This is a genomic window from Flavobacterium sp. UBA7680 (assembly GCF_002482975.1).
GTDB lineage: Bacteria > Bacteroidota > Bacteroidia > Flavobacteriales > Flavobacteriaceae > Flavobacterium.
The window spans coordinates 1-20,072 of the sequence record NZ_DLHA01000023.1 but is presented as its reverse complement, the minus strand read 5'-3'; the positions used below and the strand labels follow the sequence as shown (position 1 = coordinate 20,072).

Annotated in this window: 21 protein-coding genes; 11 read left to right on the top strand and 10 right to left on the bottom strand. The window is 32.6% G+C overall.

All coding sequences use genetic code 11. The features are described from left to right. Positions 1–43 precede the first annotated feature (43 nt). From B3C18_RS08930 to B3C18_RS08905, 6 genes are all read left to right on the top strand, one after another. A complete protein-coding gene (locus B3C18_RS08930; RefSeq protein ID WP_291145602.1) occupies positions 44–898 on the top strand; it encodes a CvfB family protein in 855 nt (284 codons plus the stop codon). 800 nt (positions 899–1,698) lie between these two features. Continuing rightward, complete coding sequence (locus B3C18_RS08925) at positions 1,699–2,532, top strand: 1,4-dihydroxy-2-naphthoyl-CoA synthase (RefSeq protein ID WP_017498510.1); 834 nt, start codon at positions 1,699–1,701, stop codon at positions 2,530–2,532. A 166-nt stretch (positions 2,533–2,698) separates the two neighbouring features. After that, positions 2,699–3,661, top strand: coding sequence for a 1,4-dihydroxy-2-naphthoate octaprenyltransferase (gene menA / locus B3C18_RS08920; RefSeq protein ID WP_291145585.1), 963 nt, complete (start codon positions 2,699–2,701; stop codon positions 3,659–3,661). Between the two features lie 30 nt (positions 3,662–3,691). Further along, the gene (locus B3C18_RS08915) at positions 3,692–4,369 is read left to right on the top strand and encodes a metal-dependent hydrolase (protein ID WP_291145582.1); all 678 of its coding nucleotides are present in this window, start codon (positions 3,692–3,694) and stop codon (positions 4,367–4,369) included. A 246-nt stretch (positions 4,370–4,615) separates the two neighbouring features. Next, positions 4,616–5,818 (top strand): tetratricopeptide repeat protein, encoded by a 1,203-nt coding sequence (locus B3C18_RS08910; protein ID WP_291145580.1) that lies wholly within the window; start codon positions 4,616–4,618, stop codon positions 5,816–5,818. A gap of 98 nt (positions 5,819–5,916) precedes the next feature. Then, positions 5,917–6,981 (top strand): o-succinylbenzoate synthase, encoded by a 1,065-nt coding sequence (locus B3C18_RS08905; protein ID WP_291145576.1) that lies wholly within the window; start codon positions 5,917–5,919, stop codon positions 6,979–6,981. 62 nt (positions 6,982–7,043) lie between these two features. Here B3C18_RS08905 and B3C18_RS08900 read toward each other — a convergent pair whose 3' ends face one another. Together B3C18_RS08900 and B3C18_RS08895 are read right to left on the bottom strand one after the other, a co-directional pair. Further along, complete coding sequence (locus B3C18_RS08900) at positions 7,044–7,598, bottom strand: hypothetical protein (RefSeq protein ID WP_291145574.1); 555 nt, start codon at positions 7,596–7,598, stop codon at positions 7,044–7,046. 17 nt (positions 7,599–7,615) lie between these two features. Next, positions 7,616–8,536 (bottom strand): OmpA family protein, encoded by a 921-nt coding sequence (locus B3C18_RS08895; protein ID WP_291145571.1) that lies wholly within the window; start codon positions 8,534–8,536, stop codon positions 7,616–7,618. A 195-nt stretch (positions 8,537–8,731) separates the two neighbouring features. Here B3C18_RS08895 and B3C18_RS08890 point away from each other — a divergent pair, with 195 nt between their 5' ends. Both B3C18_RS08890 and B3C18_RS08885 read left to right on the top strand, forming a co-directional pair. After that, a complete protein-coding gene (locus B3C18_RS08890; protein ID WP_180861852.1) occupies positions 8,732–9,208 on the top strand; it encodes a CYTH domain-containing protein in 477 nt (158 codons plus the stop codon). A 3-nt stretch (positions 9,209–9,211) separates the two neighbouring features. After that, complete coding sequence (locus tag B3C18_RS08885; protein WP_291145566.1) at positions 9,212–10,180, top strand: YpdA family putative bacillithiol disulfide reductase; 969 nt, start codon at positions 9,212–9,214, stop codon at positions 10,178–10,180. A gap of 154 nt (positions 10,181–10,334) precedes the next feature. On the opposite strand, the gene B3C18_RS08880 is transcribed toward B3C18_RS08885, so the two are convergent. Further along, entirely contained in the window at positions 10,335–11,909 is a 1,575-nt protein-coding gene (locus B3C18_RS08880; RefSeq protein WP_291145564.1) for a protein adenylyltransferase SelO, read from the bottom strand. Positions 11,910–12,036: 127 nt separating this feature from the next. After that, positions 12,037–12,570 carry a peptide-methionine (S)-S-oxide reductase MsrA gene (msrA, locus tag B3C18_RS08875; RefSeq protein ID WP_291145560.1) on the bottom strand — a complete coding sequence of 178 codons (534 nt, stop codon included), beginning with the start codon at positions 12,568–12,570 and terminating at the stop codon, positions 12,037–12,039. Between the two features lie 185 nt (positions 12,571–12,755). Between msrA and B3C18_RS08870 the strand changes: the two genes are divergently transcribed. Next, a complete protein-coding gene (locus B3C18_RS08870; RefSeq protein WP_291145557.1) occupies positions 12,756–14,243 on the top strand; it encodes an aminotransferase class V-fold PLP-dependent enzyme in 1,488 nt (495 codons plus the stop codon). Between the two features lie 290 nt (positions 14,244–14,533). Here the strand turns inward: B3C18_RS08870 and B3C18_RS08865 are convergent, their stop codons facing one another. Genes B3C18_RS08865 through B3C18_RS08845 form a run of 5 tightly spaced genes read right to left on the bottom strand, consistent with a single transcriptional unit; the run spans position 14,534 to position 17,436 of the window. Then, on the bottom strand, positions 14,534–15,004 hold the full coding sequence (locus B3C18_RS08865) for a nuclear transport factor 2 family protein (protein ID WP_291145554.1): 471 nt from the start codon (positions 15,002–15,004) through the stop codon (positions 14,534–14,536). Positions 15,005–15,062: 58 nt separating this feature from the next. After that, entirely contained in the window at positions 15,063–15,587 is a 525-nt protein-coding gene (locus B3C18_RS08860; protein ID WP_291145551.1) for a hypothetical protein, read from the bottom strand. An 11-nt stretch (positions 15,588–15,598) separates the two neighbouring features. After that, on the bottom strand, positions 15,599–16,075 hold the full coding sequence (locus B3C18_RS08855) for a hypothetical protein (protein WP_291145804.1): 477 nt from the start codon (positions 16,073–16,075) through the stop codon (positions 15,599–15,601). 6 nt (positions 16,076–16,081) lie between these two features. Beyond that, on the bottom strand, positions 16,082–16,759 hold the full coding sequence (locus tag B3C18_RS08850) for a peptidoglycan DD-metalloendopeptidase family protein (RefSeq protein ID WP_291145548.1): 678 nt from the start codon (positions 16,757–16,759) through the stop codon (positions 16,082–16,084). An 11-nt stretch (positions 16,760–16,770) separates the two neighbouring features. Continuing rightward, positions 16,771–17,436: a spermidine synthase gene (locus B3C18_RS08845; RefSeq protein WP_291145545.1), complete on the bottom strand. Its 666-nt coding sequence runs from the start codon at positions 17,434–17,436 to the stop codon at positions 16,771–16,773. A gap of 66 nt (positions 17,437–17,502) precedes the next feature. Between B3C18_RS08845 and B3C18_RS08840 the strand changes: the two genes are divergently transcribed. Further along, positions 17,503–18,054, top strand: a complete 552-nt coding sequence (locus B3C18_RS08840; RefSeq protein ID WP_291145543.1) for a 1-acyl-sn-glycerol-3-phosphate acyltransferase — start codon at positions 17,503–17,505, stop codon at positions 18,052–18,054. An 83-nt stretch (positions 18,055–18,137) separates the two neighbouring features. Here the strand turns inward: B3C18_RS08840 and B3C18_RS08835 are convergent, their stop codons facing one another. Further along, a complete protein-coding gene (locus B3C18_RS08835; protein ID WP_291145540.1) occupies positions 18,138–18,596 on the bottom strand; it encodes a helix-turn-helix domain-containing protein in 459 nt (152 codons plus the stop codon). Between the two features lie 312 nt (positions 18,597–18,908). Here B3C18_RS08835 and B3C18_RS08830 point away from each other — a divergent pair, with 312 nt between their 5' ends. Beyond that, the gene (locus B3C18_RS08830) at positions 18,909–20,063 is read left to right on the top strand and encodes a M14 family metallopeptidase (RefSeq protein ID WP_291145536.1); all 1,155 of its coding nucleotides are present in this window, start codon (positions 18,909–18,911) and stop codon (positions 20,061–20,063) included. Positions 20,064–20,072 lie beyond the last annotated feature (9 nt).

The following is a 20,072-nucleotide window of genomic DNA, read 5'->3' as shown; positions in this document are numbered from 1 at the left end:
CCTTAGAAGCTTAGATGCTTTTCAACTTAGAATCTTAAGAAAAATGCTTGAAATAGGAAAATACAATACACTAACTATATTACGTGATACAAAAGTTGGTCTTTTTTTAGGGAATCCTGAAAAAGATCCAGACGGAATTCACGATGTTTTATTACCAAATAAATATGTTCCAAATGAATTTGAAATAGGCGAAGAACTTGTTGTTTTTGTTTATTTAGATCATGAACAACGCCCTGTGGCGACTACGCTTGAACCTTATATTTTACTGAATGAGTTTGCGCTTTTAAGAGTAAACTACATCAATAATGTTGGTGCTTTTATGGATTGGGGAATGGAAAAAGATATTCTGGTTCCGTTTAAAGAACAGGCGCGCCCTATGGAAAAAGGAAAACGCTACCTAGTTTATCTGTATAAAGATGAGAAAACCAATCGTTTAGTAGCTTCGAGTAAATTAAATCAATTTTTAAATAACGACCAGCTTACGGTTGAAAAAGGAGAAGAAGTTGATTTGATCGTTTCCCACATTACAGAATTGGGAATAAATGTCATTATCAACGAACAGCATAAAGGGCTTTTATATAAAGATGAAGTTTATGATGATGCGATAAGAACCGGTGACAGAATGCGCGGTTATATTAAAACCATTCGTCCTGATAATAAAATAGATGTTGCTTTGCAAATTCAAGGTTATCAAAGTATTGAACCAAATGCAGAAAAGATTTTAGATGAATTAAGAGCCAACCGTGGTTTTTTACGTTTAAATGACAATTCGCATCCGGAAGACATAAAAACGGTTTTAAAAATGAGTAAAAAAACTTTTAAAAAGGCTGTAGGAGCTTTATACAAAGAGAAACTTATTGAAATTAAAGAAGATGGAATTTATCTGGTAAAAGAATAAAATTAAATTTCTCTAAAATTCCAATATTTTAAATTCCAAATTCCAATGCATCACGAATATATTGGAATTTGGAATTTTATTTTTTGGAATTTATTAAACATTATAACAAGAAAGGCTGCTCATTACAAGCAGCCTTTCCCTTTTTATTCTAGTTTTAAAAAAAATTGTAATTAAAAAAAAACAGAAATAAAATAATTCGAATTCATCTTGAAAGTAAGCACTTTACGAATTTTAGAAACTTCTTTCTTGATGGTATGTCTTTAAACAATTATTGCGTTTATCTTAAAAGCAAAAAATTAATTTCACGGCTAATCCATTTGGTTTAATAAAATAACTTATAGAAAGTTTTAGTTAGCATTTTTTCCTCTTTTCGTAATCAATTTGATACTAATTACAAAACAATTCTAGCGTTTAACCTTAGGTGTTACTATCTCCTTTTTGAAGTTTTGACAAACGAGTAAATCATTTGCTCATTCCTAACAGGTTTACTATTTAAAACCATAAAAAAATGAGCGACAAATTTTTTAAATTTTCTCAAAAAAATCATTTTTTAGGTTAATAAATCAGTGAAAGAAAATCAATCTTATGTCAACAAAATAAATTGTATCTTGTTGATTTCTAGGCTGTAAAATTACTCATTATTTTTTAATACTAATGTTAAAAAGTGTTATTTTTTGTACAAGAATAGTAATTGTTAACATTGAATGAAAAAATAGCTGTGACTTAAACAAAATTGAATAGGAAAAAATGTAAAAAATGGTTTATTTTTACACTATAATTTTTAAATAAAACAAACAGAAATGGATTGGATTACAGCCAGAGAATTTGAAGATATAACCTATAAAAAATGTAATGGAGTTGCCAGAATCGCCTTTAACAGACCCAATGTTAGAAATGCTTTCAGACCTAAAACGACTTCAGAATTATACCAGGCTTTTTATGACGCGCAAGAAGACACTTCAATTGGAGTAGTTTTGCTTTCTGCAGAAGGACCATCGACAAAAGATGGCGTTTACTCGTTTTGCAGCGGCGGTGATCAAAATGCGCGTGGACATCAGGGATATGTTGGAGAAGATGGACAGCATCGTTTAAATATTCTTGAAGTACAGCGTTTAATTCGTTTTATGCCAAAAGTAGTTATTGCAGTTGTTCCAGGCTGGGCTGTAGGCGGCGGGCATAGTTTGCACGTAGTTTGCGATATGACGCTGGCAAGTAAAGAACACGCCATTTTTAAGCAGACAGATGCAGATGTTACCAGCTTTGACGGTGGTTACGGATCTGCTTATTTAGCTAAAATGGTGGGGCAGAAAAAAGCGCGTGAAATTTTCTTTTTAGGAAGAAATTATTCAGCTCAGGAAGCTATGGATATGGGAATGGTAAATGCCGTAATTCCACATGATGAATTAGAAGCTACCGCATACGAATGGGCACAGGAAATTCTTCAAAAATCTCCAACTTCAATCAAAATGCTAAAATTCGCCATGAACCTAACAGACGACGGAATGGTTGGACAACAGGTTTTTGCAGGTGAAGCAACACGTTTAGCCTACATGACCGAAGAAGCAAAAGAAGGAAGAAATGCCTTTTTAGAAAAAAGAAAACCAAACTTTGGCGAAAATAAATGGTTGCCATAAATATTTTAGATTTTAGATTGCAGATTTTAGATTTTTTGAATCTGAAAATGACATCTAAACTCTAGATTAAAAAAACAATATTATTTAGATTACAGATTTTAGATTTTTTAAATTATAAAGAATCCAACGATCTAAAATCTAAACTCTAAAAATCTAAAATTAAAATATGAAACACTGGATTGAAGCCGCTAGACTGCGCACATTGCCTTTATCAGTTTCCGGAATTATAGTTGGAAGTATATATGCACTTTCAAACCCAACAGAAACGATTAATACGCCAACAGAAGTTTTTAGTTGGAAAATTTTTGGTTTCGCACTTTTAACAACACTTGGACTTCAGGTACTTTCTAATTTTGCAAATGATTACGGAGACGGAGTAAAAGGTACAGACAATGCTGATCGTGTAGGTCCGCAGCGTGCCATTCAAAGTGGTGCAATTACGCCGCAAGCCATGAAAAAAGCCATAATAATTACTTCTTTGCTAACTTTATTATCAGCAATTATTTTAATTTATTTCGCTTTTGGTCAGGACAATTTTGGTTATTCTATCTTTTTCCTTTTACTGGGAATCGCTGCAATTGTTTCGGCAATTCGTTATACAGTCGGAAATTCAGCTTACGGATATAGAGGATTTGGCGATTTATTTGTTTTCATTTTCTTCGGATTGGTAAGCACATTAGGCGTTAACTTTTTATATTCAAAGGAAGTAGATCCGCTTTTAATTCTTCCGGCAGTTGCAATTGGATTATTAAGCGTTGGGGTTTTAAACCTTAACAATATGCGCGACGAAGAATCAGACAGAAAATCCGGTAAAAATACAATCGTAGTGCAAATGGGCGGTGCAAAAGCTAAAATTTATCACTTTTCAATCATTATTACAGCGATGCTTTTGGTTATAATTTTTGCGATTTTAAGCGATTATAATTTCGATCAATATTTGTTTTTACTGGCTTACATTCCTTTAACTAAACATTTAATTACCGTTTATAAAAATCAAAACCCTAAGCTTTTAGATCCGGAATTAAAAAAAGTGGCACTAAGCACATTTTTGCTTTCCATATTATTGACAATTTGTATGATTTCGTTGATTTCAGACATCATTGTTAATCTTTTCCTTGGAGGAAGATAATTTTAAGTTCAACTTTAAAACTTTTTAAAAATGAAAATTACATTTTACGGACACGCATCTTTAGGGATCGAAGTAGGAGGAAAACACATTCTTGTTGACCCGTTTATTTCTGGAAATCCACAAGCTGCAGCCATCGACATAAACACATTAAAAGCCGATTATATCTTATTAACTCACGCGCACAGCGATCACGTTTTAGATGTAGATACTATTGCAAAAAATACCAATGCAGTAATTGTTTCAAATGCTGAAATTACAAGTTACTACGCAAAAAAAGGTTTTAACGCACACCCAATGAATCACGGCGGAAGCTGGAAATTTGATTTTGGAAGAGTAAAATATGTAAACGCAATTCACTCAAGTTCTTTCACTGATGGAACTTACGGAGGAAATCCAGGCGGATTTGTAATCGAAGGTGAACACAAAAACATTTACATTGCCGGAGATACAGCACTTACATTTGATATGAAATTGATTCCGCTGCGTACGAAATTAGATTTAGCCATTCTTCCAATCGGAAATAATTTTACAATGGATGTTGAAGATGCCATAATTGCGTCTGACTTTGTAGAATGCGACAAAATTCTAGGTTATCACTTTGATACTTTTGGTTATATCGAAATCAACCATGAAGAATCAATCCGCAAATTCTTTGATAAAGGAAAAGATTTGATGCTTTTAAATATTGGAGAATCTATAGAATTATAATAGTTATCCTGAGTATAGTAAGGAGCTAATCCCGCTATCCGCTATATCTTTTATGGTCTCGTGAAAAAACGAGACCACAAAAGGATGTCGCTTCTATCGGGGCTAGGACATTCGGTTTCATAAAAAATATTTGGCACAATATATGTCAGATAATGAATTATTGAATCACTTTAATCTGTGCAATCTGTGGCAAATAAAAAATTAGTGAAAATTTGTGCAATTCGTGGCAAAAGATTTAAACCAAATATGACTTTCAAAAGAATATTTTTAATCCTTTTAATAACTTCAACCTACAGCGCATTTGCTCAAAAAGACGGTTATTGGGACAAAGAACGTGCAACTACAAAAGAAGTTCTGGTTTCAGCAGGTGACCGACTTGTAGTAAAAACAGAAGATTTACCAGTAGGAACAACTGAAATTGTGTACAGAATTACACTTCTCGACAAAAATCAGCAAATGGCCAATAGTTTGGTTTCGCTTTTAAAAGCAATTCCAGATCCATACGGAATAGGACAAGGTTCTGCCGGAGCTGTTTTTTTAATGTCTAAAATTTCTGGAGACGACCAATGCACATATTCATTATTTACTTCAAATGAAACTGCAAAGAAATACGTTTCCGACGGAAAAATAGATTCAGCATGTTATTCTCAGTCAGAACCAGTTAGTAAAGACGCAAAAAGAATTTCATTAGATAAAAATTCCTGTTTAAAAGAAAATACAAAAACAATTTGGTTTGGTTTTGAAAGCAAAAATTGGTTTTTGACTCAAAAAATAGTTTTAGAAGTCGTGCCTTGGGTTGATACTAAACTAAACCGCGGCTGGAATCAGGATAACAAAAATGAAATTATCAGTTTGTGCAAAACATCAACAATGGCTCAGAAAATGGCCAATTCTGATGATTTTTGTGTTTGTATTTTAGATAAAATCATGAAAGAATATCGTTATGCTGAATTTCAAAAATTATTGGCAGTAGAAAAAACAAAAGTTTACAAAGACTTTGGAAATGCTTGTTATAAAGATGCCGATATTTCTAAAAACGTTTATAACGATTTAAGAAATCAGATTGCAACTTTAATAAAACAACAAAAGTATAACGAAGCAATCCAGAAATTAAATATAATTATTAATGACGGAAAAGCTACAGCATTAGACTATAGTTCAATTGGTTATTGCTATATCCTGACAAAACAATATGCAAAAGCATTAAAGTTTTTACAAGAAGGCGAAAAATTAGACGATACAGAGTTATTGGTAAAACTAAATTTAGCACACGTTTATTTAGTAAGCAATAATTACAGTGACGCAAAAACAATCTATAAAAAATATCAAGATCAAAACGTTACAGACAGTCTAAGCTGGAAAGACAAAACAAAATCTGATTTTGTCCTTTTCGAAAAAGCAGGTTTACCCTCAAAAGACTTCGAAAAAATCCTAAAATTATTCAATTAAAAATATTTCACCATATAAGTTATATAAGTTCATTTAAACTTTTGGCAACGAAAAACTTAAATTTACTTATATAACTTATATGGTTTAAAAACAGCACAGTGAAAGCGACTTACCACAAATACATGCTCGAGTTTAAACGTCCGTCCGGGACGTCTCGCGGTGTTATGACCGAAAAAGAAACCTGGTTTATTGTTCTTGAAGAAAACGGTAAAAAGGGAATAGGTGAGTGCGGTATACTTCGTGGCTTAAGTGCTGATGATCGCGATGATTACGAAGAAAAACTAAAGTGGGCTTGCGAGAATATTCATTTAGGAGAAAAAGCGTTATGGGAATCTTTACTGGAATTCCCTTCAATTCAATTCGGAATTGAAATGGCTTTTTTATCACTAAAAAGCGAAAATCCATATTTATTGTTTCCTTCTGATTTTACTAATAATACGCAGTCAATTGAGATAAATGGTTTGGTTTGGATGGGCGAGCCGGCTTTCATGAAACAGCAGATTGAAGAAAAATTAGCAGACGGATTCAGCTGTATCAAACTTAAAATTGGAGCGATAGATTTTCAAAAAGAATTAGAATTATTAGAATTTATCCGCAGTCATTTTTCAGCAGAAGAAATAGAAATTAGAGTTGATGCAAATGGTGCTTTTGCTTTAAATGAAGCTTTAGATAAACTCAACCAATTAAATAAATTTCAATTACATAGTATCGAACAGCCTATTAAAAAAGGAAATATTCAGGCTATGGCTGATTTGTGTAAAATAACTCCTTTTTCAATTGCTTTAGATGAAGAACTAATTGGTGTATTTTTATTAGAAGAAAAAGAAAAATTACTGCAAGAAATCAAACCACAATATATTATTTTAAAACCAAGTTTTATTGGCGGTTTTAGAGGAACACAGGAATGGATAAAATTAGCAGATAAATACAATATTGGCTGGTGGATAACCTCTGCATTAGAAAGCAATATCGGATTAAATGCAATCGCACAATGGACATTTCTTCAAAATTCAAAAATGCCTCAAGGATTAGGAACAGGAGCGCTTTACACCAATAATTTTGATTCTCCATTAGAAGTCGTAAAAGGAAAATTGTGGTACAATACATCAATAGACTGGAATTCGCTAATTTTGGAAAAGGTACAAAGTAACAAAGATTCATAGGGTTAAAAAGCACGATATAAAACCTCTGAACCTTTGCAACTCTGCACCTTTGAACCTATTTTTTACTCTTTCCCGCCAAGTAAATTATCCTGCCATTCTTTTAGTTCCTGCCATTTGCCTTGATAAGCAAATAAAGCTTGTCTAGCCCAGGTACTTGGATTATGCATAGCAAAATTTTCTCCTCCGGCATCCAGAATGGATTGTAGTTTTTCTGTCGATGCTTCTGAAAGTTCACGCCAGGTATTAATTCCGGCAGCGTTAAATAAAGCTTCTATTTTAGGGCCAATTCCTTCGACAATTTTCAAATCGTCTTGTTTTATTTTTTTGCCTAATACATTTGCGGCCAGTGCACTATCAAACAAAGCAGATGGAGCTTCTGCAACAAATGATTTAGGTACAGATGCAGAAGCTTTGGTATGTGCAGCCGCCAAATCTGCTTCCAGAGAAGCTATTTTTGTATTTAAATTTTTCGTATTTGCTTTACACGCATCAAGATCTGCTTGTAATGATGCAGCTAAAGAATCATCTTCTTTTGAGTTCAATTTTCCTAGTAAGTAACCTAAAATTCCACAGATTATACCCACTAAAATCGGTATTAAGATACATGGTAAATTCATAATAAGTATATTTTTGATTATTTGATCGTAATTACGGTTCTTCTGTTGCTTGCTTTTCCTTCGGCGGTTGTGTTATCGCCAATTGGTTCATCCGGACCTTTTGATTCAGTTTCGATTCTGGAGGCTTCAATGCCATTTTTGATTAAATAATTTTTAGAAAAATCGGCTCTTTTTTGTGCCAATTCTATATTTAAATCCCGATTTCCGACATTATCACTATGCCCCACAACTAAGACAGAAGTGTTTTTTACATTTTTTAAATATTTACTAATATCAGCCACTTTTTGCTGTTCTTCTTCATTTAAATTAAAGCTCGATTTATTGGTGTTAAAATGAAGAATCAACGGATTGGCATTAATTTTTTCTTTTAATGCAGACCATTCATCTGTAGAAGTTGTATCAGCAGAAGCAGCGTCAATAGTCCCAAATTCGTATTCAACAGGGCCAATAAGTGTATCTGCATTCGTTTTCCAGCTGTTGATAATTTCTCCTTTTGTATCCAATTGAGAAGAAGCTAAACCTTTTGAAATAAAATAATTTTTAACATCATTTGCTCGTGCTAATCCAAGATTTTCAAATTTTGTTGTGTTGGTTTCATCAGAAGTTGCATAACCTGTAATGGTAACTTTTTGTTTAGGATTTGAAAGCAAAAAAGTTTTAAGTTTTTCAATTCCAATTGAAATTGAATCACTTATGGGTTGAATTGCAGCAGGATTATTTTTTAGAAATTTAAAATTATCATTCGTCTGAAATTCAAATCCGGAACCGTTTATGATAAAAGGAACAAAATTATCATTTTTAATTGCCGTAGGAGGTGCTTTTTCGACAGCAGCATTTGGCTGGGCCGCATCGCAATTGCAGCAAAATTTTATATACAAAATTGTACCTAAAATTATGACTAGAGCGATCCCTAATAGATAAAATATTTTTTTAGACATGATTTGATGAATTAAGGTTCTATCAAAATTAAGGAAAATTAAGACATGTAACATATTAACTATCAGTGAAATTGGTTTCATTTTAGACCAGATAAATTAAAACTTGAAACGAATTTTATAACTGGATTTTTAAAAATGAAATTCCACGGCTGAATTAAAATGAGTAAATTGCAGTAAAATAAATTAAGATTCAAAATGCTCGAGATAGAAAGAAAGTTTCTTGTAAAATCAGACGATTTTAAAGAACAGGCATTTGCAAAAAATCAAATTGCACAAGGTTATTTAAGTTCAATTGCCGAGAGAACGGTTCGTGTTAGAATTAAGGGAGATAAAGCTTTTTTAACCATAAAAGGAATTGGCCATCAGGGAGGAATGTCCCGTTTTGAATGGGAAAATCAAATTCCGCTTGACGAAGCTGCAGAACTGTTGAAATTATGCGAAAAAGGTAAAATTGAGAAAACACGTTATGAAATTAAATTCGGAAACCATATTTATGAAGTGGATGAATTTTATGGAGAAAATGAAGGTTTAACAATGGCAGAAATTGAACTGCAGTCTGAAGATGAAAGTTTCGAAAAACCAGATTGGCTGGGAGAAGAAGTAACAAATGACGAAAGATATTATAACGCTTATTTGAGCAAAAATCCTTTTAAAAACTGGGGAAAAGAATAATTTATGGCAGACCAATATGATTTAATTATTGTAGGAGGCGGGCCAATAGGTCTGGCTTGTGCAATAGAAGCTCAAAAGAAAAACTTGCGTTATTTAATTATAGAAAAAGGTGCGATTGTAAATAGTATTTTCAATTATCCGTTGTACATGACTTTTTTCTCTACTGCCGAAAGACTTGAAATTGGAGATATTCCGTTTAACTGTTTAGCACCAAAACCGGGTCGTCAGGAAGCTTTAGAATATTATCGAAATATCCATCGTTATTTTAATTTAAATATTAATCTATTTGAAAAAGTAACTAAGATTAAAAAAACTGGAAATTCTGTTTTCGAAATTGCTACCGACAAAAGTTCATACAAATCGAAAAACGTTGTGATTGCTACCGGTTTTTATGATATTCCAATTCACATGAATCTAAAAGGCGAAGAATTACCAAAAGTTCGCCATTACTATAAAGAAGCGCATGAATATGCTTTTAGAAATGTTATAGTTGTTGGTGCAAACAATTCATCTGTTGATGCAGCTTTAGAATGCTGGCGAAAAGGCGCCAACGTAACTATGGTAATTCGTAAAAATGAAATCAATAATCGAGTAAAATATTGGGTTAAACCCGATATCGAAAACCGAATCGCAGAAGGAAGTATCAAAGCTTATTTTGAATCGAATATTACGGAAATCCGTGATAATGAAGTTGAAATTGAAACTCCAGTTGGTAAAGTGACAATAGAAAATGATTTTGTTTTGGCTTTAACAGGTTATAAACCAGACTTGAATTTTCTGGAAAATATAGGAATTGAACTTTCAAATGACGATTTGAAAATTCCAACGTATAATCCTGAAACTATGGAAACCAATGTTGAAGGCCTATTCCTTGCAGGCGTTGTCTGCGGAGGAATGCAGACACATAAATGGTTTATCGAAAACTCAAGAATTCACGCTAATATGATTGTGGATTATATTACTTCTAAATAAGGTTTTGCCACGAATTACACAAATTTTCACGAATTTTTTTTGAACTGTCACATCGAGCGGAGTCGAGATGCGTGTGTGTTCTCGACTTCGCTCGAACTGACAAAAATATTAATTCGTGAAAATTTGTGTAATTCGTGGCAACCTAAAAAAAAAATTAAGAACTACAAGAAAGCATAGAACAACCAACTTTAGTTCGTGCCCAATCCGGGCGTTTTGCGAACCATTTTTCATTTTCAGGTTGTTCATCGTATGGCTTTTGTAAAAGTTTATACAATTCATCGACCAGCGAATAATCTTCTTTATCAGCTGCATCAATGGCTAATTGAGCCATATAATTTCGAAGCACATATTTCGGATTAATTAAGTTCATTTTTTGAGAACGTTCTTCATCAGATAATTCTTCAGCGTTCAATCTATCCAAATAAACTGCCAACCATTTTTTCCAGGCATCTAAAATATCTCCCGAAACTTCTTCAATTTTATAAAACGAGAATTGAATTTTTTCAATCGCTTTTTCAACAGAATCCGATTTTTTAACGGAACTTAAATTTCTAAAAAAGATCGTCATATCCGTTTCTGTCAATTGTAAAGTCGCTTCAAGATTATCTGTTAAATCATTATCAATTTGAGCAGAAGTTGAAATAAACAATCCTAATTTATTTAGAATCATTTCTTTATAATCTAAAATAAAATCATCCATAAATGATTCTAAGATTTTTTCTAACTCCTCGGTTTCGTTAATCAATGGATAAATAGCATTTGCCAATTGATATAAATTCCAATGGGCCACTTGCGGCTGATTCCCGAATCGGTATCTTTTATTTTGACTGTCTGTAGTATTTGGTGTCCAATTCGGGTCATAATTTTCAAGCCATCCGTAAGGCCCGTAATCAATTGTGATTCCGTGAATCGACATATTATCTGTATTCATTACGCCGTGAACAAAACCAACTCGCTGCCAGTGCAAAATCATTTCGCGTGTTGTATCGGCTACTTTTTTAAAGAACTGCAAATATTGCTCTTTTGGTTCGCCAGTAATTTCAGTGAAATAATGTTTGATATTGTATTCTACAAATTGCTTTAAATTTTTAAGTTCATTTCTGGCAGTCAGCATTTCAAAACTTCCAAAACGAATAAAAGAAGGCGCAACACGACATACAATTGCACCATTTTCGTAAGCAGGATTTCCATTGTATAAAACGTCGCGCAAAACCTGATCTCCAGAAAGAATCAACGAAAGCGATCGGGTAGTGGGAACACCTAAATGATACATGGCTTCGGCGCATAAATATTCTCTTATTGAGGAACGTAAAACTGCCAAACCATCAGCAGTTCTGGAATATGGAGTTTTTCCGGCACCTTTTAATTGAAGGGTAAAAAACTGATTGTTATTTTCAACCTCCGTTAAATTAATTGCGCGGCCGTCGCCTAATTGTCCAGCCCAGTTTCCGAATTGATGTCCGGCATAACACATCGCATAAGGCTTTGTTTCAGAAAGAATTTCTTTTCCTGAAAAAACATTCAAAAATTCCTCAGATTGAATTTCGTCTTTTGAAATCCCGACCAATTCGGCTACTTCTTCAGAAGCGTGAATCAATTTTGGATTTGAAGGTTTTGTTGGATTTACATACGAAAAAGCAGTGTTTCTAACTTGACGAATTTCATTTGTTAAATCAGTATCCGCAGGCAATTCAGCAGTAAATCGATTATTTATTTTTAAGTTTTTCATTTGAGTTTTTATATATTGGGCCACAGATTACACAGATTAAACGGATTTTTTTAAATCTGTGTAAATTCATATTCACAGAGAATACACAAAAATCATTTTAATCCGTGAAATCTGTGGCCTATTTTTTTTAGCTAATCAATTTATCAGCATACATTTTTTTAAGTTTTTGAACTTTTGGGTCGATTACAAGCTGGCAATATCTTGCTTCTTGATTATTGTTGTAATAATCCTGATGATAATCTTCGGCTTCATAAAACACTTCAAAAGGTTTTAACTGCGTAACAATCGGATCTGCATAAACAGGCTGAACTTCTTCAAAAACCTTTTCTGCGATTTCCTTTTGAGATTCGTCATGATACAAAACTATCGAACGATATTGTGTTCCGTTGTCGCCACCCTGGCGATTTAAAGTTGTAGGATCATGGCTTGTCATGAAAACGGTTAGTAAATCATGATATGAAATTATGTCAGAATCAAAAGTAACCTGAATAACTTCTGCATGACCAGTTCGTCCTGTACATACTTCCCGATAAGCAGGATTCTTTATAAAACCATCTGAAAATCCAGATTTGATTGTCTCAACTCCTTTTAAACGCTGAATTACAGCTTCTACACACCAAAAACATCCACCACCAAAAGTGGCTGTTGATAAATTTTCCATAAATGTAAAAATAGCTTAAAGTTTACATGCCCTATTAACCTGATAGAATATTATGATAATTTATCTAAAAAAGAGGTATTTAACTAAAGATATTAAAAGGTTTCTTAAAGTTTAAAGTTTAGAATTGATAAATTCTCAATTTTAGAAAAAAGCGATATATTTGCAGTTAAACACAGGCACAACAAATGAATACCAAAAATAGTACCATCAGTCTAGAAACTTATTTTCAGGATTTTAGACAGCATATTGTTGGCATAGATCAGGAATTTATGTCACCTTTTGGCAAAAAAAATATTGTTTACACCGATTGGACTGCCAGCGGAAGGCTGTACAGACCAATTGAGGAGAAACTTTTGAATCAATTTGGACCTTTTGTTGCCAATACACATACTGAAACTACGGTGTCTGGTACTGCCATGACAAAGGCATATCACCACGCAAGACATATAATTAAGCGTCATACCAATGCAAGTGAAGATGATGTTTTAATTACGGATGGAACCGGAATGACTGGGGTTATTAATAAATTTCAGCGGATTTTAGGTTTGAAAATCCCTGAAAACCTTAAAAATTTCACCACAGTTCCAGCAGAAAAAAAGCCTATTGTTTTTATTTCTCATATGGAACATCATTCTAATCAAACCTCATGGTTAGAAACTATTGCTGATGTTGAGATTATTCCATCTTGTGAAAAAGGGTTGTTTTGTCTGGATAATTTAGAATTGTTATTACAGAAATACAGCGACAGAACTATAAAAATTGCATCAATTACTTCTTGCTCAAATGTTACAGGTATAAAAACGCCTTTTCATGAAGCGGCAAAATTAATGCACCAGTATAACGGGGTTTGTTTTGTAGATTTTGCCTGCTCTGGCCCTTATGTAGAAATTGATATGCATCCTGCAGATTCGGAATCTTATCTTGATGCGATTTTCTTTTCTCCACATAAATTTCTTGGCGGCCCTGGAACTTCGGGAGTTTTGATTTTCAATAAGAAATTATACAATAATATGATTCCGGATTGTCCGGGTGGAGGAACGGTTAGCTGGACAAATCCGTGGGGCGAACATAAATATATTGATAATATCGAGGATCGTGAAGATGGTGGTACTCCGGGGTTTCTTCAGGTTATTAAAACCGCTTTGGCAATTGAGCTGAAGGAAGAAATGGGAATTCAAAACATTTTGCAACGCGAATACGAAATTGTTGATTTTGTTTTTAGTCAGTTAGATCCTGTTGAAAATATTAAGATTTTAGCGGGACAGCATAAAAACCGTTTGGGTGTAATCTCCTTTTTTATTGAGGATCTTCATTTTAATTTGGGTGTAAAATTATTGAATGACAAATTTGGGGTTCAAACTCGCGGCGGATGCAGCTGTGCGGGAACTTACGGCCATTATTTACTGCACGTTGATCAGGAAACTTCTAATAAACTGGTGAATGAAATTACTATTGGTGATTTAATCAAAAAACCGGGATGGATTAGAATGTCGATTCACCCAACTACAACTGACGAAGAAATTGCTTTTGTTTGTAATAGTATTATAGACTTAGCTAAAAACCATAAAACGTGGGCTTTAGATTATTCTTATAATAAAGAGACTAATGAATTTGTTCATAAAAATGCTACTTCATTCGAAGATGAATTGGTGAAGAGCTGGTTTAAATTGTAGTGTTTTTTGCTGTGACTTTTAATTTTAACGCAAAGAGCGCTAAGGAATTTTCGCAAAGTGCACAAAGATTTCTAGTATAAAATAAGTTTTTTAAGTTCGCAAAGCTGGTTTTTAAAATATATGCATAATAAAGTAAAAGCCCGAAAGTTTTAAAAACTCTCGGGCTTACTTTTATACTTGATATTCTCAAACGAAACTTTGAGACCTTGAAAAACTTTTACAAAACAAAACCTTCGCACACTTTGCGAAAAAAACTTAGCGTACTTTGCGTTAAAAAAAGCTTTTCTACATTACTTAGATTCCTGGAATTTTTTAAGGGAAAGTAAGGCTTGTTCTTGGATCTTTTTATGAAAAAAACCTGTCCAGCCTAATAAATATCCGGTTGGACCAAATGCTTGTTTTGACCATTTCCAAACATCAAAATTATCAGTGTGTTTGATGATTAAGCCATCTTGAAAAACAAATTCTGCTGAAATTCTATTGATTACGTTACGATTTGTTTTGCTGAAATTATAAGCCGCGACCCATTTTGCTGAACCCGTAAATTCATCGGCTTTTACATCAAAGAATTCAATTTTAAGATTTCCTTTGCTTCGTATAATCAGCATTTCCCACATTTTCGAAACTTGTTCTTCTTTTAATAAACCAAAGGCCGGATCAATAAAATGTATTTTTGGATGATAACATTCAGCCATTGTTTTAAAATCAGAATTGGCAAAAGCAGTATAGAACTTTGTAATTAAAGCTTCGTTGGGAGTCATAAATTTGGAAATTAGAATATAATTATAAATATAAGATTTATTATATAAAATATTGTATTTATAAAACACTAATTTCTTTTGCGGTATCGTAACTCTTTTTAGATTTATCGTAAGCCGTTGAAAAATAATTCTTTTTGTTGTGCGCCGTAAAATATCCGGTTTCGTTTCCAAAAGTATTGGAACCTCCGTTTATGATAAATCGAACAGCGTAAATATCATTTTTTTTAAGTTTGGCAAACTCAGCAGGAGTAAAGTAATAGTACGCTGTTGTTTTTCCTTCGGATGATTCTTTTACGTTTTTGTCTGTGCAGGCAATAACATCGGCATTAGCCAAATCTACATAAAGACCTCCGGCAATTTTCGCTTTATCATTTGAAGTTGCAATTGTGATTTTTAAAATGCCGCCTTTATCTGTTTTTGCAATCTGAATGTTGGCTTCGCCCGTAAAAGCATATTTTTCGCAGATAAAAGTATATTCCTGCGTTGCCGGAAAAGGCTGAGATCCTTTTACACTCATGGTTTGCTGCGCATTTGCAAAGATTGAAATAAACAGTAATAAAAGAAGAGGCAATTTTAATTTCATATATAGTTACTTTATTGTTCGGCTACTTTTGCGTCAAACTTTTCATCCCAATCCATTGATTTAATGGCAGATATTAAGTTCTCTTCATTTACAAAAATACGAAGTTCTTTGTTTGCCACTTTTTTACTGTATATAGCATGATAGCGGTAAATTACTTCTTGTTTGGTTTTGTAAACGCCATCTAATTTTAAATCAATAAAACTTCCATAATATTGTCTAAATCTGGTACAGGTTTTAGTCAATCGCTCTTCGGTCGTATTTTCTCTAACAGACTGAGTAACTTCGGTTTCATTAAAAGGTTTAAACTTTGATGTATTACAGGTTTCTAAAACTCTTTTGCCTAATTCATACGCTTTTCGCTGCTGTTCTGAACTAATATCGGCGTTAGAAACTTTTTTAATTTTTAAATCTTCCGTATCTCTACTTACAGTTTTCGATTTACATCCAATTAATAACAACAAACATATAATCAATCCCGCTTTCTTCATAATCATTTAAGTTATTTTTAATAATAAGTTTGGGTCGGGGCAATTTTCTATATAAAAATTTAAATCATTTGTATTGCAGACACCGGGATAATCGCCCCATTTGTCTTCTAAGTTTTTTATAATCTGAAAGTGAACATGAGGAGCATAATCTCCGTTAACAGTTGAATTTCCTAAAGCTGCAATTTGTTCGCCTTTCTTAAAAATTGTCCCAACGGTAAGGTTTTCTATACTTTCTAACGATAAATGTCCGTATAAAGTATAAAATTTCTCGTTTTCTACTTCATGCTCTAATATTATGGTTGGCCCGTAATCTCCTAAACCTTGGTTATTTTGAAAACTGTGAACCTTTCCGTCAAGCGGAGCTAAAACTGCAGTATCAACTTTTGCCCATAAATCAAGGCCAATGTGAATATTTCTTTCCGGAACAGAATCATTTTTAAAAATGGTGCTCCTTTTATATAAGTTACGGCCTTCGATATAACCGCCATAGGCAACTTCTGCATTATTATCGGCCAGATAATCAAAAATAAAACGTTCAAATTCTGTAGACGTTTCGGGTTTACTTTCGACTAAATCGGTATTGGTTACGGATAAATCTAAAGGAAGATATTTTGAAAAATCAATAGAGGCATCAATGACTTTAGTAGGTGGTAAGGCTTTTAATATAGATACAAGGGATTTCATAAAAATTAAATTTAAGCTACTTTTTCGATTATTATTAATTCATTATGAACTTCTATGCGGGGCAGCATTTTTGAAGTAAATAATTGTGCGTTTATTTCTGTAATGTATTTTCTGTTGCGAATATTATGCGCTTCATCTAGAATCATGGTATTAAATAAAATGAAGCCCTGATCTTTGAGAAGAAAACAAACCCGTTCGCTAAAAAACTTTTCGAACAAAAAGTTTGGCATATTAGTATCTTCAAAAATATCAATAATTATTAAATCGTAGCGATCTTTTGTTTTTAAAACAAATTCAAAAGCATCATCAATAATAATTTCAAGCTGTTTGATCTCGTTTAAGTTAAAATACTGATTGGCAATTTGAATCATTTCAGGATCGATTTCAACTCCGGTAATTTTACCTTTATAGTTAATTTCGTCAACAAGAGTTTTAATTACGCTTCCGCCGGCAACGCCCAGAACGAGAATATGTTCCATTTCTAATACCTTTTCATAACCAATATTTCGAAGGCCGTACCTTAATATACGCTGTAAACTTCCGTAAGAGTAATTTGTGTTTTCAGAATCTAAAACCAGCTCTCCATTTGCCCAGGTAACTTCGATTACTTTACTTCGGGCCGATTTTTTTTTGAAGATTTTAATTGGATAGAGATAACTGAATAATTTTTGGATCATTTTGTAATGCTTTTACTCAAAAATACCATTTTAAATCTTTTATTTTGCAAGAAATATCAAATTTTAATGAAGAAAAGACTATACAAATTTATCTTTTTTAAGCTAATGGGCTGGAAGATAGTAGGAATAGAAAATGCCGAAGTGAAAAAATGTATATTAATGGTTATGCCGCATACCAGTAATCATGATTTTTATATTGGTCTTTTTACCCGCGGAATTTCCGGCTTGCAGATGAACTGGGTTGGAAAGAAAGAATTATTCAAGTTTCCGTTTGGTTATTATTTCAGAAATGTGGGCGGCGAACCGCTTGATCGTACTGGCGGATTAAATAAAGTAGATTCTATTGCTGCTATTTTTGATCGTAAAGAAGTTTTCCGTTTGGCTGTTGCGCCTGAGGGAACACGAAAAGGAGTAACCGAAATTAAAACCGGATTTTATTATATAGCGCTTAAAGCAAATGTGCCAATTGTTCCTGTTGCTTTTGATTGGGGCAAAAAAGAAGTGAATCTAGGAAAGCCATTTTATCCGACAGGAAATTATGAAGCTGATTGGGAAATTTTAAAACAACATTATAAAGGTGTTTTAGGAAAAATTCCTGAAAATGGAATTCAAGTCTAAAATTTTGATGTTTTTTGAGATTCGTGAGAATCCCTTAAATGAAAATTATTTTAAAAAAATTTCAAATACGCGAAATTTTCGAGCTATGGTACATAAGCTTTAAAAGTTCCATTTTTGTAGAAAATTACAATTTTCTCAATTTCGTCTTCTTCAAAACTCAAATTTGATTTTTTGGTCTCTATCAAATTTTTAATAGGAGATTTATTTTCTTCGTTAATTATCGGAGTAAATAAATCTTCTCCGGAATAATTTTCGGTTGATGAAGAAGGGGAGTCTGAATTTGTATTTTGAAAATTTGAGACAGTTTCATTTTCTGATTTTGGAAAATTTCCTTTTCCAACTAGAATCCAATATAAATCTACTTCGGGAAAAACATCCAAAATTTTCATTACAAAATCAAGACTTGGTTTGTTTCTTCCAGAGAGTAGGTGAGACATACTGGAACGTTGCACACCAATTTTGTCTGCAAAAGAAGAAGCGTTTAATCCGTAATAATCCAGTATAATTTCCAGTCTTTTTACAAAATCATCGATGTTTACCATTGTAAATTCTAATTTAAATTAGACATGTTTACAAATGTAACTAAAAAGATTTGATAATACAATTTTACAGTTGTAAATTGTTCAAATTAAGTGTTTATTGTTTAATTTTAACTTCATATAATAGTGTGTAACTTATTGAAATATAATGCATTCATATTTTTTACTTAAAGTAATAACAATTGTTAACTGTATTTCACGGGAATCATTAATATAAGCTAATAAATCTGTTTACATTTCTAAATTCTCTTTATTTTTTATTGTTTACAATTGTAAAAATAAAGATGTTTACTTTTGTAAACTAATCAAAACACAATGAATTTAGAAGAATTATTTAACCAATACAAAGAGCAGTCAATAGAAGGAAGATACCTGACTTTAGATCATATTCAACCTTTATTAGACAAACTAAATACTAATAATCAAGTTAAGGTTATTGGAAAATCTGTTTTAGGAGAACCTATATATAGTTACGAAATTGGAACCGGAAAGACACGTATCTATTTATGGTCTCAAATGCATGGAAATGAAAGTACCACAACTAAAGCGCTTTTTGACTTTATTAATGTATTAAACAGCAAATCTGATTTTGCTGAAAAAATGCTATCTACATTTACATTTTATGCCATTCCTATTTTAAATCCTGACGGCGCAAGGCTTTATACACGCGAAAATGCAAATAAAATTGACTTAAATCGCGATTCTCAAAACCTGACACAACCTGAAAGTAACGTTTTAAGAGAAGTTTTTGAAACTTTTAAGCCTCACTACTGCTTTAATCTGCACGATCAGCGCACTATTTTTGGTGCTGGCGATACTGGTAAGCCTGCAACTGTCTCTTTTTTAGCTCCGTCCTATAATGAAGAAAGAGAAGTGAATGAAAACAGACAAAAAGCGATCAATTTAATTGCCGGAATTAACGATGAATTGCAAAAATATATTCCTGGACAAGTAGGAAGATTTGACGATTCATTCAATATAAACTGTATAGGAGATACTTTTCAGTTTTTAGGAGTACCTACTATATTGTTTGAAGCTGGGCATTTTCCTAACGATTACGAAAGGGAAATTACTAGAAAATACATATTTTTCTCACTAATTTCGGGCTTTAAACTCATAAACGAAAACGATTTAGTTGTCAATAGAATTTCTGATTATTTGAATATTTCACAAAATAAAGTCGTTTTTTATGATTTTATGTATAAAAATATCAAAATAAATTATGATGGTATCGAAATTATTACGAATTTTGTCGCACAATACAAAGAAGAATTGATTGAAAATAAGATTCATTTTAATGCTTATATAGTAGAAGCAGGCGAATTGGAAAATTATTTTGGTCATTATGAATACGACGGAAATGAAGCTGTTTATTCTGATGATTATCTTAATATTCCGAAAATGAACCAAAAAGCAGATTTTTATTTAAATAAAAATACTAAATTTGTTAACGGGTTGATAAAAAGTTAATTTTTATGT

Bases quoted from the DNA above. Each gene is read 5' to 3' on its own strand.
- B3C18_RS08930 (WP_291145602.1), top strand. From the start codon at position 44: ATGCTTGAAATAGGAAAATACAATACACTAACTATATTACGTGATACA.
- B3C18_RS08925 (WP_017498510.1), top strand. From the start codon at position 1,699: ATGGATTGGATTACAGCCAGAGAATTTGAAGATATAACCTATAAAAAA.
- menA (WP_291145585.1), top strand. From the start codon at position 2,699: ATGAAACACTGGATTGAAGCCGCTAGACTGCGCACATTGCCTTTATCA.
- B3C18_RS08915 (WP_291145582.1), top strand. From the start codon at position 3,692: ATGAAAATTACATTTTACGGACACGCATCTTTAGGGATCGAAGTAGGA.
- B3C18_RS08910 (WP_291145580.1), top strand. From the start codon at position 4,616: ATGACTTTCAAAAGAATATTTTTAATCCTTTTAATAACTTCAACCTAC.
- B3C18_RS08900 (WP_291145574.1), bottom strand. From the start codon at position 7,598: ATGAATTTACCATGTATCTTAATACCGATTTTAGTGGGTATAATCTGT.
- B3C18_RS08895 (WP_291145571.1), bottom strand. From the start codon at position 8,536: ATGTCTAAAAAAATATTTTATCTATTAGGGATCGCTCTAGTCATAATT.
- B3C18_RS08890 (WP_180861852.1), top strand. From the start codon at position 8,732: ATGCTCGAGATAGAAAGAAAGTTTCTTGTAAAATCAGACGATTTTAAA.
- B3C18_RS08885 (WP_291145566.1), top strand. From the start codon at position 9,212: ATGGCAGACCAATATGATTTAATTATTGTAGGAGGCGGGCCAATAGGT.
- B3C18_RS08880 (WP_291145564.1), bottom strand. From the start codon at position 11,909: ATGAAAAACTTAAAAATAAATAATCGATTTACTGCTGAATTGCCTGCG.
- msrA (WP_291145560.1), bottom strand. From the start codon at position 12,570: ATGGAAAATTTATCAACAGCCACTTTTGGTGGTGGATGTTTTTGGTGT.
- B3C18_RS08870 (WP_291145557.1), top strand. From the start codon at position 12,756: ATGAATACCAAAAATAGTACCATCAGTCTAGAAACTTATTTTCAGGAT.
- B3C18_RS08865 (WP_291145554.1), bottom strand. From the start codon at position 15,004: ATGACTCCCAACGAAGCTTTAATTACAAAGTTCTATACTGCTTTTGCC.
- B3C18_RS08860 (WP_291145551.1), bottom strand. From the start codon at position 15,587: ATGAAATTAAAATTGCCTCTTCTTTTATTACTGTTTATTTCAATCTTT.
- B3C18_RS08855 (WP_291145804.1), bottom strand. From the start codon at position 16,075: ATGAAGAAAGCGGGATTGATTATATGTTTGTTGTTATTAATTGGATGT.
- B3C18_RS08850 (WP_291145548.1), bottom strand. From the start codon at position 16,759: ATGAAATCCCTTGTATCTATATTAAAAGCCTTACCACCTACTAAAGTC.
- B3C18_RS08845 (WP_291145545.1), bottom strand. From the start codon at position 17,436: ATGATCCAAAAATTATTCAGTTATCTCTATCCAATTAAAATCTTCAAA.
- B3C18_RS08840 (WP_291145543.1), top strand. From the start codon at position 17,503: ATGAAGAAAAGACTATACAAATTTATCTTTTTTAAGCTAATGGGCTGG.
- B3C18_RS08835 (WP_291145540.1), bottom strand. From the start codon at position 18,596: ATGGTAAACATCGATGATTTTGTAAAAAGACTGGAAATTATACTGGAT.
- B3C18_RS08830 (WP_291145536.1), top strand. From the start codon at position 18,909: ATGAATTTAGAAGAATTATTTAACCAATACAAAGAGCAGTCAATAGAA.